Source organism: Caulobacter sp. GW821-FHT12D05 (genome assembly GCF_058807295.1).
The window spans coordinates 882042-895683 of the sequence record NZ_JBXAQO010000002.1; the positions used below are offsets into that span (position 1 = coordinate 882042).

A 13642-nucleotide genomic window follows, 5' to 3' on the forward strand; every position below is an offset into this window, starting at 1 on the left:
AAGAGCAACCTGCCCGTTCCTAATGCCACACCTTGGTGAAGATTTGCGACTGTCGAAGCGCCAATAACGGATCAGGCGGTCTTCAGCGGCCACACCTCGACCACGCCGTGGCACACCGCGCAGGGGGCCTTGGAGACCAGCGCGATGGCTTCTTCCAGGCTGGCGGCCTCGATGATGGCGAAGCCGGCGATGGGCAGCGAGGACGACAGGAACGGGCCCTCGGTGGTCTGGACGCCGGCGGCTTCGGGGTTGCGGACCTGGACGGCCTGGCCGGCGACGCCGATCAGCGCGCCATGGCGCTTCAGTTCCGCATCCTGGGCATGGGCGGCGTCGCGGAGCGGCTGGGGCGTACGCTCGTAGCCTTCGCGGTCGCCGTACCCGATGGTGACGAAGTGGGGCATGGGGGCCTCCTTTCAAACCGATTGCAGAATGCAATCAGATTGAGAAAGGTTCCCTTAGACCATCCCCACGGTGCGCAGACGCGCGCGCGGGTGGATCTCGTTCTGGCTCATCACGACGGTCTGGCCGCGGAAGCGCTCGATGATCGAGCGGACGTAGGGACGGACGCCGGGGCTGGTCAGCAGGACCGGAGCCTCGCCGGCCAGTGCGGCGCGTTCGAAGCTGTCGCGGACGCCGCGGATGAAGTCCTGCAGGCGCGAGGGCGGCAGGGCCAGCTGCTTGTCGTCGCCGGGGCCGATCAGGGCTTCGGCGAAGGCCTGCTCCCAGTCGGCCGACAGGGTGATGATGGGCAGGGCGCCGTCGTCGCCGCGATTGGCCCAGCACAGCTGGCGGGCCAGACGCGCACGGACCTGTTCGACCAGCTGGGTGACCGAGGCGGTGTGCGGGGCGGCCTCGCCGATGCCTTCCAGGATCTGCGGCAGGTCGCGGACCGAGACGCGCTCCTTCAGCAGCGACTGCAGCACGCGCTGGACGGTGGTGGCGGTGACCGTGCCCGGGATCAGGTCGGCGACAAGCTTCTGCTGCGCCTCGGGCATCTCCTTCAGGAGCTTCTGCACCTCGGAATAGGACAGCAGGTCGGCCATGTTCTCCTTGAGGATCTCGGTCAGGTGCGTGGTCAGCACCGTGGCCGGGTCGACGACCGTGTAGCCGCGGAAGGTGGCTTCCTCGCGCAGGTCGTCGGCGATCCAGGTGGCCGGCAGGCCGAAGGCGGGCTCGCGCACGTGCTCGCCGGGCAGTTCGACCTGGCCGCCGCGCGGGTCCATGGCCATCAGGCTGCCCAGGCGCACTTCGCCGGCGCCGGCTTCCATTTCCTTGATGCGGATGGCGTAGCCCTGGTTGGCCAGGCGCATGTTGTCCAGGATCCGCACCGGCGGCATGACGAAGCCGAACTCGCCGGCCAGGGTCTTGCGCAGGGCGCGGATCTGGTCGGTCAGCTTGCGGCCGTCCAGGTCGTTGATCAGGGTCAGCAGGCCGTAGCCCAGCTCGATCTTGACGTCGTCGATCGCCAGCGAGGCGCTGATCGGCTCTTCCTCGGCCTCGGCTGGCGCGGCGTTGGCGGCCTCGAGCGCGGCGGGGTCGAGCGGCTTGGGTTTCTTGGCGTCCTGAATGCGCTTGTAGGCCAGCGCCCCGGCGCCCAGCGACAGGGCCGCGAACGGGATGATCGGCATGCCCGGGATCAGGGCGATGACGCCCGACGAGGCCGAGACCATGCCCAGGGCGACCGGGTTCATGGCCAGCTGGGTGGTCAGGGCCTTGTCGGCCGAGCCTTCGACGCCGGCCTTGGACACGACCATACCGGCGGCGATCGAGATGATCAGGGCCGGGATCTGGCTGACCAGGCCGTCACCGATCGTCATGATCGTGTAGGACGACGCGGCTTCGCCGATCGGGATCTTGTGCTGCACGACACCGATGATGATGCCGCCGACGATGTTGATGCCGGTGATGATCAGGCCGGCGATAGCATCGCCCTTCACGAACTTGCTGGCGCCGTCCATGGCGCCGAAGAACGTGCTTTCCTGCTCCAGCTCCTTGCGGCGCAGCTTGGCCATTTCCTGGTCGATCAGGCCCGTCGACAGGTCGGCGTCGATGGCCATCTGCTTGCCGGGCATGGCGTCCAGGGTGAAGCGGGCCGCGACTTCGGCGATCCGGCCCGAACCCTTGGTGACGACCATGAAGTTCACCACCACCAGGATGATGAAGATGATGACGCCGATGACGAAGTTGCCCTGCATCATCAGGTGACCGAAGGCCTCGATGACCGCGCCGGCCCCGCCGCTGCCTTCCTGGCCGTGGCTCAGGATCAGGCGGGTCGAGGCGACGTTCAGGGCCAGTCGATACAAGGTCGAGACCAGCAGGACGGTCGGGAACGAGGTGAATTCCAGCGGCCGCTTGATCAGGATCGCCGTCATCAGGATCAGCACGGATCCGGTCAGCGAGATCGACAGCAGCAGGTCCAGCAGGATGGCCGGAACCGGCAGGATCAGCAGGACGATGATGCCCACGACGCCGACCGCCAGGCCCATTTCGCCGCGCAGGATGCCGTCGACCAGCGACCTGGCGCTGGGGACGGATCTCGCGGTCGGGGCGGCGGCGTCGGCCATGCTGAACCTTGAACCGTTGATGGATAAGCTAGACCAGCGCTTGAAGCGATTTGCGGTCCGCCGCCATCTCCTTAACCAAAATTAGCCATGTTCGGCGCCGCGCGGAGTGTCGCGGGCGCCGAGCCATGTGGTCGCACCCTAGGCGGCTGCGCCGACGCCACCTTGCGGCGGCGGAACGGGGACGCCGGCGTCGCCGTATTCCTTGAGCTTGTTGCGCAGGGTGCGGATCGAGATGCCCAGGATGTTGGCCGCGTGGGTGCGGTTGCCCAGGCAGTGTTCCAGGGTGTCGATGATCAGCTTCTGTTCGACTTCAGCCACGGTAGATCCCACGAAAGTGCGCGAAACGGCGTCGGCGGCCATCTGGGCGCCACGGGCGACTTGAGCGTCCGGCGACGGCGCCGGAGCCAGTTGTTGGCCATCCGGCAGACGGATGGCGAATTCCTCGATTTCCGGACCGGTCGACAGCAGCACCGCGCGGTGCATGGCGTTTTCCAGCTCGCGGACGTTGCCCGGCCAGCGATGAGCCAGCAGGCGGCGCTTGGCTTCGGCCGAGATCGGCTTTTCCGGCATGCCGTTGGCGGCCGAGTACTTCTTCACGAAGAACTCGCACAGGCTGAGCACGTCGCCCGGACGCTCGCGCAGCGGCGGCAGGCGCAGGTTCACGACGTTCAGGCGGTACAGCAGGTCTTCGCGGAAGACGCCGTCCTTCACCGACTGGGCCAGGTCGCGGTTGGACGTGGCCAGGATGCGGATGTTGACCTTGACCGGCTTGGAGCCGCCGACGCGGTCGATCTCGCGCTCCTGGATGGCGCGCAGCAACTTGGCCTGCAGGCGCACGTCCATTTCCGAGATTTCGTCCAGCAGCAGCGTGCCGCCGTCGGCTTCCTCGAACTTGCCGATGCGGCGGGCCATGGCGCCGGTGAAGGCGCCCTTCTCGTGGCCGAACAGCTCGCTTTCCAGCAGGTTCTCGGGGATGGCCGCGCAGTTGACGCTGATGAACGGCGCCTTGGCCCGGCGCGACTTGCCGTGGACGTAGCGGGCCATGACCTCCTTACCCGAACCGCTTTCGCCGGTGATCAGGATCGAGGCTTCGGACGGCGCGACCTGGTCGGCCAGCTTGAGGACCTGTTCCATGGCCGGGTCGCGGACGACCATCGGCTTTTCGTCGTCGGTGACGGCGGCCAGGACGGCGGCGATCAGCTCGGCGTCCGGCGGCAGCGGGATGAATTCCTTGGCGCCGGCCTTGATGGCGGCGGCCGCGCGCATCGGATCGGCGTCGACGCCGCAGGCCACCACCGGCACCCGCATCCGCTCGGCCTCGTTGGCGGCGATCAGGCTGGCGATGTCTAGCGCGTAGTCGACCATCAGGAGGTCGGCGCCCTGCCCTGCTCTCAGAGCATTGGTCGCCTGCTCCGTCGACTCGACGTGCGAGACCTTGGCGCCCGCGTTCATCGCCATTTTCACGGCGACCGAGAGCTGTCCGTTCAGTTTTCCGACGACGAGAAGCCGCATGTTCTAACTCCTTACAACCGCGGGGCCTTAGCCCTGCTGGTCGCCGTCCTTGATGATTTCCGTCATGGTCACGCCCAGGCGTTCGTCGACGACGACGACCTCGCCCCGGGCGACCAGGCGGTTGTTGACGTAGATGTCGATCGCCTCGCCGACCTTGCGGTCCAGCTCCAGGATCGAGCCCTGGCCCAGCTGCAGCAGCTGCGCCACGGACATGTGGGCGCGGCCCAGCACGGCCGAGATGTTGACCGGCACGTCAAAGACGGGCGCCAGGTCGGAAGCGGTCTTGTCGCTGAGCTCGATCGGCATTTCCGAGGCGAGCATCGCGCCTCCGAATTCGTCGAGCGGGAGATTGTCTTCGGCCATCTCAGGTCAGCTTTCTCAAGAGAACATGGGTTCAGCGTGGAGGCCTTCGGCGGCGATCGCCGCCTCCAGCGCTTCGGTGACGCGCTGGGCGGCGCCATCCGGGTCGAAGGCCGCGCGGCCGTCGCCCCAATCAAAAGTGAAGGCCGCGGGGGCCATGCCGCCATCGGCGCGGGCGACGATCTGGCCCTGGTAGCCGATCTGGGTCGCCACGTGCTCCAGCGCGGTCTGGGTGCGCTCTTCCAGCTCGGGCGAGACCCGGACGAAGATGCGCGGCTGGGCCTCGACTTCGCGGGCCAGGGCTTCCAGCGCCGCGGCGATCGGGGCCTCGGGGAAATGGTGCAGGGCCGCGTCGGCGATCTTGCGGGCGCAGGCTAGGGCCAACATGGCCGAGCCTTCGCGGTGCTCGTGCGCCACGTGGGTCAGGGCCTCGAAGGCTTCGCGCACGGCGTTGGCCACGTCGCTCAGGGCGTGGGCGGCTTCCTGCTCGGCGCGGGCCACGGCCGACCGTTCGCCGTCCTGGAAGCCCTGCTGGCGCGCGGCCTCGACCTCTTCGGCCGTCCAGGTCTTCTTGACCTTCGGCGGGGTGTAGGCGACGCCGCCGCGGTCGTCGAAGACCGTGTCGAAGCCGAATTTGCGAGGGGTGTCCATCATGTCGCCATCCTCCTCAGTAGATCAGCTCGTCGTCGCCGCCGCTGCCGGCCAGCATGATTTCGCCCTTGGCGGCCAGGTCCTTGGCGACCTGCACCATGCCCACCTGCGCGGCGTCGACGTCCTTCAGGCGCACGGGGCCCATGCTCTCCATGTCCTCGCGCATGATCTTGGCGGCGCGTTCCGACATGTTCGAGAAGAACAGGTCGCGCAGCTTGTCCGAGGCGCCCTTCAGGGCCAGGGCCAGCTGTTCCTTCGGCGTGCCGCGCAGCAGGGTCTGGATGCCGCCCGGGTCCAGCTTCGAAAGGTCTTCGAAGACGAACATCAGGGCGCGGATCCGCTCGGCGGCCTCGCGGTTGCGCTCTTCCAGGGCGGCGATGAAACGGGCTTCGGTCTGGCGATCGAAGTTGTTGAAGATCTCGGCCATCATCTCGTGGCTGTCGCGCTTGGACGTGCGCGCCAGGTTCGACATGAATTCGGTACGCAGGGTCATCTCGATCTTGTCGAGGATCTCGCGCTGCACGGGCTCCATCCGCAGCATGCGGGTGACGCATTCCAGGGCGAAGTCTTCCGGCAGGCAGGCCAGCACGCGAGCGGCGTGGTCGGACTTCACCTTGGACAGCACGACGGCGACGGTCTGCGGGTATTCGTTCTTCAGATAGTTGGCGAGAACGGCTTCGTTCACGTTGCCCAGCTTGTCCCACATGGTTCGACCCGCGGGACCGCGGATCTCTTCCATCAGGGCGTCGACCTTCTCCTGAGGCATGAACGACATCAGCAGGCGCTGGGTCTGTTCGTACGAACCCATGATCGCGCCGGTCGAGCTCATGCCCGAGACGAATTCGACCAGCAGATCTTCGACGACGCTGGCCGAGATCGTGCCGAGGCCGGCCATGGCCTGGGAGACTTCCTTGATCTCCTCGTCGTCCAGGGCTTCCCAGATCTTGGTGTGTTCTTCACCGAGCGCGAGCAGAACGATCGCGGCCTTTTCCGGCCCCGAAAGGTTCTTGATATCGGTGACGGCGGCTTTCATGGCCATCAGTTCGACTCGTGCAGCCAGTTACGCAGGATGGCGACCGACTCGTCGGGGTGCTTTTCGACGAACTCGGAAACCCGCTTGATCGACGAGGCCTTAACCTGGCCCTCGATCTTGGCGATGTCGATGCGCGAGTCCATGTCGCTGCCGCCGACGGGGCCGGCGATGGCGATCGGCTCGCCCGACTGGTCGACCACGACCTGCTGCTGGGTGCCGTCCGACAGGGTGACCAGGCGGGTCACCGGCTGGCCGGGACCGGCCAGGGCCATCTGGGCCGGCGCGGGGGTCGACAGGTTCTTGATGAACGGACGGACCGCGAACAGCAGGATCAGCATGGCCACGACGCCCAGGATGCCCAGTTCGGCGAAGCGCATGATGTCGTTCTTGTCGAAGCCGGCCAGCAGGCCTTGCTTCTCCAGGCCCTGGTCCTCGGGCTGCGGGAACTTGATGTTGGTGACCTTGACCTGGTCGCCGCGCTGGGCGTCGAAGGCCACGGCGGTCTTCACCAGTTCTTCGATCTGGGCGATCTCCTGGGCGGTGCGCGGGGTGTAGGCGCCCGGCTTGCCGTCCTTGCCCGGAGGGGCGGTGATCCCGTCGATGGCCACGGCCACGGCGACCTTCTTGATCGTGCCGGGCTCCTGGACCGTCGTCTTCACGGACTTGGAGATCTCGTAGTTGGTGACGGTGCCGGTCTCGTTCGAACGCGAGCCCAGCGGCTGGAAGCCACCGGCGCCGCCCTGACCAGGAACGTTCGAGGTCGCGGTGACGCCCGAATTGTCGTCGTTCTTGGTCTCGGAGCTGCCCGCCTCGTTGGAGCTTTCCGAGCGAACGACCTGGCCGTCCGGATCGAAGCGCTCTTCTTGCGTAGTGACGCGGTCCAGGTTGATGTCGGCGGTGACGTTGACGCGAGCCTTGCCCGGGCCGAGCACGCCTTCGATCATGTCCTTGACCGTCTTGGCGATGCGGGCCTCGGCTTCGGTGCGGCGGTCTTCGGCTTCCTTGCCGGCCAGGGTGTCGTCCGACGGGGCCGACAGGGTCTTGCCGTGCTGGTCGATGACCGCGACCTTCTCGGCCTTCATGTTCGGGACCGACGACGAGACCAGGTTCTGGATGGCGCGGACCATTTCCGACGAGGGCTCGCGAGCGCCGACGCCGATGGTCACGGCCGCCGACGGTTGCTCGGCGTCTTCCTCGAACAGCTGGCGCTTGGGCAGCACCAGGTGGACGCGGACGCTGTTGACGCCCTGCATGGCCTTGATGGTGCGTTCCAGTTCGCCCTGCAGGGCGCGTTGACGGTTCAGCTGCTGGACGAAGTCGGTCTGACCCAGCGCGTTGTTGCCGTCGAAAATTTCGTAACCGATCGAGCCGGAGCTCACCAGGCCCTTGCCGGCGACCATCAGGCGGGCGCTGGCGACCTTGTCGCGCGGCACCATGATGGTCGAGCCGTCGCCCTTGGTCTCGTACTTGATGCCGGCCTGGTCCAGCGCCTGGGTGACGGTGGAGGCCTCTTTCAGGTCCAGGTTCGAATACAGCAGTTCACTGGGCTCCTTGCCCATGAACATGACGAGGGCCACCAGGACCGCGACGACGCCGGCGCCAACGCCCAGCATCGCGGCCAGACGGCCGACGCCAAACTGCTTGATTGAACCCAGAAAGCTTTCCACGAAGCCTCACCCTTGATCCCACGGCCCTCCCGCAGGGGAGGAACCGACAAGCGAACGAGAACCGCCGGTCGGTAGGCAGGATTTACCCAGTACAAGGTAAACGAGGCGTTTATATTTGGGTCCAGAAGGGGGCGTCCGAGGCGCCAAAACGTCGCGGCCGCCCCCTTTCGGGAGCGGCCGCTGAACGTCTTCAAACCCTTTTGGCGCAAGGCCTTGGGGATTATCAGGCCGGTAGGAGGGTGGTCACATTAACGCACCCCCTACTGGGTATTAACGGTACTGCTGGATCCGCGTGGTCCGCAGGCCCGCCAGACCGTGCCGGTCAATCGACTGCTGCCAGCTGAGGAACTCATCGTTCGTCAGCTTGTAGCGATCACAAGCCTCGTCGAGCGAGAGCAGACCCCCGCGGACGGCGGCCACGACCTCGGCTTTACGACGGATCACCCAACGCTGGGTTTCCGGCGGCGGCAAGTCGGAGAGAGTCAGAGGCGCACCGGTCGGACCGATGACGTACTTTTCACCCCGGCTGTTCGTGCGCTGCTGTTGCAACATGGCTTTACGCCTTTCCCACAACCATCACTGTTGAGGCCTCACTATAGGCGCCGCCCAATAACAGCGGCTTAATTCCAACAGTAAAAAAAGGCCTAAACCAGATGGCTCTTAAGCAGTCCGTAGTGTCTCGATGTGAAACACAAGAATTAAAGAGCGTTAATCCCTATGATCAGCGCTTAATGTTCAGAAGTTCTTCCAGCATCTGATCGGCCGTCGTGATGATCTTCGACGAGGCCGAGTAAGCACGCTGGGTAGTGATCAGACCGGTGAACTCGGTCGACAGGTCGACCGTCGAAGCTTCCAGGGTCGAAGGCGCCAGCGAACCTGCGCCGCCCGAGCCCGGAGCCTTCAGGCTGTAGGTGCCGCTTTCATTGGTGACGCGGTAAGCGTTGCCGTTGACGCCCTTCAGGCCGTTCGGGTTCGAGAAGGTGGCCACGGCGACCTGGGCGATCCGGCGGGTGACGCCGTTGTCGAAGATCGCCGAGACGTAGCCGTCTTCGTCCACTTCGATGTTGGTCAGGTTACCGAAGGCCGTACCGTTGGTGTTGACCGACTGGACGACCGATTGGCTGTTGTACTGGGTCAGGCCGCCGGCGGCGCTGGCCAGGTCGATCTGGACGTCCTGGGTGTCGATGCCCAGGCTGTCGGCCCAGATCGGCGGCTGCGGCAGCTGGGCGGCCGGCGGGGCCGGCTGGACCACCAGCGGCGTGCCCGAGGCCTGGATCGAGATCGAGGTCGGGTTGGTGCCGCCGAACAGGTTACCCGTGTCCTTCAGCTTGCCGTCGGTGGTGAATTCGACGATGCCCGAGCTGATCAGGCCATTGCCGTTGGTCGCCAGGTCGCCCGGCTTGGCGCGCAGTTCGGCGTACCACTGGTTCGGGCCCGGGGCCTTCAGCAGCGACAGGGTGACGGTGCGCTGGCCGCCCTTGGAGTCCGACAGCGGGATCTGGATCTCGAAGTCCGGCTTGACGCCCTTGGTGTTGTCCTTGGCGTAGTCCGACATCGACCAGCTGGCGGGATCGTACAGCTTGCCGGCCTTGGCGTCGGCGTCATCGGCCGGCGTGCCGCCGATGATGCCCAGATCGGCCAGGTCGACCGTGTCCGTACCGTTGATGCGCACGGTCGAGGTGCTGCCGACCACCGGCGAGGCGCCCTTGTAGTCCAGGGTCGAGCTGGCGATGGCGCCCGTGGAGTCGTAGCCGACGATGCCGGTGGCGACGATGACGCCGTTTTCCTTGATGTCGACCTGGTACTCGTAGTTACCGCCGACCGGGTTGGCCTTACCCGTCGAGCTGTAGACGACGTCGTAGTTGTGGCTGACCGGCGGGGTGGCGGTGTCCATCACGCCCGTCTTCGACGGCGAGCCGGCGGTGCCGACCTTGTACGAGACGGCGGCGGCGACGGGCTGTTCCGAGCGCAGGTTGGCGTTGACGCCGACGCGGGTGGTCTTCTCGGCGGTGCCGCCGACGGTGCCCACGTTGATCGACGACAGCTGCATCAGGTCCGACGGGTCGGGCGTGATGGCGCCGGTGACCGGATCGGCCAGCCAGCCTTGCAGGTACAGGCCGGCGTCGTTGCGCAGGTAGCCCAGGCTATCCAGCTGGAACGAGCCGGCGCGGGTGAACGAGCGGGTGTCGGTGGCGGTCAGGCCTTCCGGCTTTTCCGTGGCGACGAAGAAGCCCGAGCCCGAGATCGACAGGTCCAGGTTCGACGTCGTCGACTGGGTCAGGCCCTGCTGGCTGATGAACTGGTGCGTCTGGGCCTTCACGCCGCCGGCGCTGTAGGTCTGGTTCTTCGAGCCCGAAGTGACCAGGGTCGAGAAGTTCGAGGTCGAACGCTTGTAGCCGACGGTGTTGACGTTGGCGATGTTGTCCGAGATCGCGGCCAGGGCCGACGAATTGGCGATCAGGCCGGAGACGCCGGCGAGCATGGCGCTGTTGATGCTCATGACTGAATTCCTACTTCTGAATGGGGTTCGAAGGGTTCAGCGCTGTTTGCGTTTGGGTCCGAGGGAAGACCGTCTTCCGGGGACCGCGTCGGCGTCATTCTGACGCCCGTTCGATAGGTGAATTGCGAGAGGTAGATCAGGCGGCTTCTTTGTCCGCGCCCTTGTCTGCCTCGGGATCGTTGTCGGCGGCGGCGGCGGCGGCGGTGATGCCGATGACGCTGTCGACGGGGATGGATTTGCCGTTGACGATGACCATCGGCTGGCCGGTCGAGTTATCGACCGCCGTGACCAGACCTTCGGTGCGGCCCTTGATGTTGGTGGCCTTGAGGTCCTTGCCGTCGGGGCCCTTGGCGATGACGTTGATCGTGTAGACGCCGCCGTCTTCCAGCTGGACGCCCGCGTCGTCCTTGCCGTCCCAGGTCAGGGAGTGGGCGCCGCTCTTCTGGTCGTCCGGCTTCAGGGTGCGGACCACCTTGCCGGCGGCGTTCTTCACTTCGACGGTCAGCGAGGTCGAGGCGCCCGGCTGGCTCCAGGTGAAGGTGGCCTTCTTGTCCTTGAGGGTCGAGTTGTCGGTCGTCGCGGTGACCTGCTTGCCGATCATGTTGACGCCTTCCGACAGGCCCGTGCCGGTGTTCATGCCCACCAGGGCGGCCAGCAGGTCGTTGGTGACCAGCTGCTGCTCGACGCCGGTCATCGACGTGATCTGCTGGGTCATTTGGGTCGTATCGGTCGGCGACAGCGGGTCCTGGTTCTTCAGCTGCGTGGTCAGCAGCTTCAGGAACGTGTCCTCGTTGTTGGCGAGCGACGTGCGCGAGTTGTTGATCTTGTCGAGAACCGAAGCGGTGTTCTGCGAGGAGACAGCGGTGGTCATGGCTCTTCCTTAGATCCGGATGTCCAGACCGCTGTCGGCGGTCGTCTTCAGACCGGGCAGCAGTTCGGGGGTGATGAGAATGTCTTCCTCGCCGGTCAGGGCGGACTGGAACGCACGGCCTGAGAAGGCGCGCTGGCCCTGGTCGCCGAAGTCCTGGAAAGCGAGGAAGGGATTGGCGTTCTGGCCGTTGTTCTGGCTGGAGACGTCGAACGACAGGCCGTTGTCCGAAACGGTGAAGCCGGCGTCGTTCAGAGCCTGGCGCAGTTCGTTGGCCTTGCCGCGCAGCTCTTGAGCCGCGTGCAGGGTGTCGAACTTCATCGTGGCGGTCATCGAGCCGTCGCGGGCGATCTCGATGCGCACGTCGACCTTGCCCAGGTTGTCCGGGGTCAGGGTGACGTCGAAACGGGTGGCCTTGTCGCCGGCCTTCTTGATGATCTCGGCCGACAGGGCCGCGACCGTCTCGGGCGAACCGCGCACCGGCGCCGCGGCGGACGCGCTCGAGGTGTTGCTGACCGAGGCCGGGGCGGCCGGAGCCGGCGCGGCCAGGGCGTTGGCGTCGACCTTGGCGGCGGAGGCCGAGGCGGGGGCGTCGACCGAGGCGACCGCCGCGGTGTTGGCGTCCGCGCCCTTGGCGGCGGTGTTGGTTTCGCCGCTAGCGGCGCCCGCCGCGACGGCGGTCACGGCCTGGGCGGTCTCGACGGCCACGGCGTCGGCGGCCTGGGCCTGGGCGGCCATCACGGTCGGCGCGGTCTTGGGAGCCTCGGCGGTCTTGGTCGTGGTCTTGGCGGCTTCCGGCGCGACCGTCTCGACGGCGACGGCGTCAACGGCCTCGGCGACGGCTTCCGGCGCGACGACGTCAGCGGCGGCGGCCGGAGCCTCTTCGGCGACGACCTGGGCCTGGATGACCGGCGCGGCGACCGGAGCGGCTGGCGCCGGGGTCGGAGCGATTTGCGGGGCGACGGCGGCCTTGGGGGCTTCGGTCGTCTTGGCCGTGTCGGCGGTCTTGGCGTCGGCGACCTTCGGCGCGGCGGCGTCTTCGGCGACGATCGGAGCGGCGTCCTCGGTCGACAGCTGGGCCAGGGCTTCCAGGGCGGCGGCGTCGACGGCCTGGCCTTCCGGCGCGGCGGCGACCGGGGCGGTCGTCGCGCCCGTCTGAGCCTGAACTTGAGCCTGGACCGGTTGGGCCTGGGTCTGGACCTGGGCCTGCGCCGGCTGGGCGACAGTGGTTTGAGCGGCCTGGGCGGCGACCGGCTGGGCCTGGGCGGCGTCGACGGCGGCGGTGAAGGCCACGGCCTGATCGGCGGTCACGGCCGTGGCGTCGACGACCGGCTGGGCGTCGATGGTCGGCTCGGCCTGGACCGTTGCTTGCACGGGAGCGGTCATCGCCGCGATCAGGGTGGCGGCGGCCTGGGCGGCGGCTTGCGTGGCGTCGACCTGGCCGGCGTCCTTGTCCGAGACCTCGACCGTGGCGTCCTTGGCGTCGCTCTTGTCGCCGGCGGCGTCGGCCTTGGCGTCCTTGGGGGCGTCAGTCTTGTCCGAGGCCTTGGCGTCAGCCTTGGCCGCGGCCTTCGCGTCAGCGGCGTCCGCCTTGGCGTTGGCGGCGTCGGCCTTGGCGTCCTGAGCGTTGTCGGCGGCGCGGTCGGCGCGATCAGCCCGGTCGGCGCGGTCCGCACGATCGGCGGCGCGGGTGTCGTTCTTGGAGTCGGCGCGAGCCGGCTTGTCGGCCTTCACGTCGCGGCGGTCATCGTTGACGTCACGGCGATCGTCGCGCCGATCGTCGCGGACGTCGTTGCCGCGATCGTCGCGGGCGTCGCTCTTGAGTTCCGCACGCGAGAAACGCGGCGCGGGGGCCGAGACCGGCGCCGGGGTCTCGTCGTCACGGCCGGCGATCGCCAGCAGAGCGTCGAAGCCGTCGTTCGACGACTTGGCGCTCACGGCCGGGGTCGGCGTGGCGGGAAGAGCGGCGGTGGGTGCGGCGATCGCGGTCATTCGCAGTCGTTGCTCGGGCTGGGCGGCGGTCCATGACGAACACGCCTTGTTCGGCCTTCCTCTGAGCAACGGTCGGGCCAACTCGGGAAAACGCACTCAAGTGTATGATTTCCTTGAGTTTAATTCCTTGTTTACGAAGCAAAATCGCTCCCCGTGCGGCGCTTTTTGCCGAGTCCTTCGGGTCATGAAGGACGTGAGTTGCCGCGTCGGCGCGTCGCAAGGGGTCTGACCGGGCAGTTGGCGCCGTAATTGCGCATGGTCCCTTGTCGAATTTCCGACCACCGGAACTTATCGCCTTGAATTTCAATGGCTTGGCACATCAACGGGGACTGATCCCCACCGCGACCCGGCAAGTTTCGCCGGGCAATGACGCGTCGTGCGTTGCGCGGTTTGCCGAGCGCGAGCCTGCAGAAGCCGGACGCCGTCCGGCTTCGTTGAGCAGGCTCGATCTTAAAGTACTCGAAGCGCGCTTCGAGGGCGGCACCGCCCTCGAAG

Annotated in this window: 11 protein-coding genes and 1 pseudogene; 1 reads left to right on the forward strand and 11 read right to left on the reverse strand. The window is 66.8% G+C overall.

Annotation, left to right across the window (positions count from 1 at the left end; translation table 11 throughout):
• Positions 1-71: 71 nt before the first annotated feature.
• The 11 genes from AC1RRR_RS11490 to AC1RRR_RS11540 all read right to left on the reverse strand — a co-directional run bounded on the left by AC1RRR_RS11490 (position 72) and on the right by AC1RRR_RS11540 (position 13147).
• Complete coding sequence (locus tag AC1RRR_RS11490) at positions 72-401, reverse strand: YciI family protein (protein ID WP_492813123.1); 330 nt, start codon at positions 399-401, stop codon at positions 72-74.
• Positions 402-455: 54 nt separating this feature from the next.
• Positions 456-2564: a flagellar biosynthesis protein FlhA gene (flhA, locus tag AC1RRR_RS11495; RefSeq protein ID WP_492813125.1), complete on the reverse strand. Its 2109-nt coding sequence runs from the start codon at positions 2562-2564 to the stop codon at positions 456-458.
• A gap of 138 nt (positions 2565-2702) precedes the next feature.
• Positions 2703-4076, reverse strand: a complete 1374-nt coding sequence (gene flbD / locus AC1RRR_RS11500; RefSeq protein ID WP_492813127.1) for a sigma-54-dependent transcriptional regulator FlbD — start codon at positions 4074-4076, stop codon at positions 2703-2705.
• A gap of 27 nt (positions 4077-4103) precedes the next feature.
• A complete protein-coding gene (gene fliN, locus AC1RRR_RS11505; protein ID WP_492813129.1) occupies positions 4104-4439 on the reverse strand; it encodes a flagellar motor switch protein FliN in 336 nt (111 codons plus the stop codon).
• A gap of 15 nt (positions 4440-4454) precedes the next feature.
• Positions 4455-5090: a FliH/SctL family protein gene (locus AC1RRR_RS11510; protein WP_492813131.1), complete on the reverse strand. Its 636-nt coding sequence runs from the start codon at positions 5088-5090 to the stop codon at positions 4455-4457.
• Between the two features lie 13 nt (positions 5091-5103).
• On the reverse strand, positions 5104-6126 hold the full coding sequence (gene fliG, locus AC1RRR_RS11515; protein ID WP_492813133.1) for a flagellar motor switch protein FliG: 1023 nt from the start codon (positions 6124-6126) through the stop codon (positions 5104-5106).
• Positions 6126-7787 carry a flagellar basal-body MS-ring/collar protein FliF gene (gene fliF / locus AC1RRR_RS11520; protein WP_492813135.1) on the reverse strand — a complete coding sequence of 554 codons (1662 nt, stop codon included), beginning with the start codon at positions 7785-7787 and terminating at the stop codon, positions 6126-6128. Before fliF ends, fliG begins: the two co-directional genes overlap by 1 nt.
• A 270-nt stretch (positions 7788-8057) precedes the next feature.
• Positions 8058-8339, reverse strand: a complete 282-nt coding sequence (gene sciP, locus AC1RRR_RS11525; RefSeq protein ID WP_099580735.1) for a CtrA inhibitor SciP — start codon at positions 8337-8339, stop codon at positions 8058-8060.
• Between the two features lie 169 nt (positions 8340-8508).
• Positions 8509-10287: a flagellar hook protein FlgE gene (gene flgE, locus AC1RRR_RS11530; RefSeq protein WP_492813137.1), complete on the reverse strand. Its 1779-nt coding sequence runs from the start codon at positions 10285-10287 to the stop codon at positions 8509-8511.
• 136 nt (positions 10288-10423) lie between these two features.
• A complete protein-coding gene (locus AC1RRR_RS11535; protein WP_492813139.1) occupies positions 10424-11158 on the reverse strand; it encodes a flagellar hook assembly protein FlgD in 735 nt (244 codons plus the stop codon).
• Positions 11159-11167: 9 nt separating this feature from the next.
• The gene (locus tag AC1RRR_RS11540; RefSeq protein WP_492813141.1) at positions 11168-13147 is read right to left on the reverse strand and encodes a flagellar hook-length control protein FliK; all 1980 of its coding nucleotides are present in this window, start codon (positions 13145-13147) and stop codon (positions 11168-11170) included.
• Positions 13148-13443: 296 nt separating this feature from the next.
• Here AC1RRR_RS11540 and AC1RRR_RS11545 point away from each other — a divergent pair.
• Positions 13444-13557 (forward strand): annotated as a pseudogene (locus AC1RRR_RS11545) (hypothetical protein); the annotation flags it as partial.
• Positions 13558-13642: the final 85 nt, after the last annotated feature.

What these genes read in the sequence shown, in the direction of transcription:
- fliG (WP_492813133.1), bottom strand. Translation starts at nt 6,126, where the DNA reads ATGGCCATGAAAGCCGCCGTCACCGATATCAAGAACCTTTCGGGGCCG.
- AC1RRR_RS11510 (WP_492813131.1), bottom strand. Translation starts at nt 5,090, where the DNA reads ATGATGGACACCCCTCGCAAATTCGGCTTCGACACGGTCTTCGACGAC.
- sciP (WP_099580735.1), bottom strand. Translation starts at nt 8,339, where the DNA reads ATGTTGCAACAGCAGCGCACGAACAGCCGGGGTGAAAAGTACGTCATC.
- flbD (WP_492813127.1), bottom strand. Translation starts at nt 4,076, where the DNA reads ATGCGGCTTCTCGTCGTCGGAAAACTGAACGGACAGCTCTCGGTCGCC.
- flhA (WP_492813125.1), bottom strand. Translation starts at nt 2,564, where the DNA reads ATGGCCGACGCCGCCGCCCCGACCGCGAGATCCGTCCCCAGCGCCAGG.
- fliN (WP_492813129.1), bottom strand. Translation starts at nt 4,439, where the DNA reads ATGGCCGAAGACAATCTCCCGCTCGACGAATTCGGAGGCGCGATGCTC.
- flgE (WP_492813137.1), bottom strand. Translation starts at nt 10,287, where the DNA reads ATGAGCATCAACAGCGCCATGCTCGCCGGCGTCTCCGGCCTGATCGCC.
- AC1RRR_RS11540 (WP_492813141.1), bottom strand. Translation starts at nt 13,147, where the DNA reads ATGACCGCGATCGCCGCACCCACCGCCGCTCTTCCCGCCACGCCGACC.
- AC1RRR_RS11490 (WP_492813123.1), bottom strand. Translation starts at nt 401, where the DNA reads ATGCCCCACTTCGTCACCATCGGGTACGGCGACCGCGAAGGCTACGAG.
- AC1RRR_RS11535 (WP_492813139.1), bottom strand. Translation starts at nt 11,158, where the DNA reads ATGACCACCGCTGTCTCCTCGCAGAACACCGCTTCGGTTCTCGACAAG.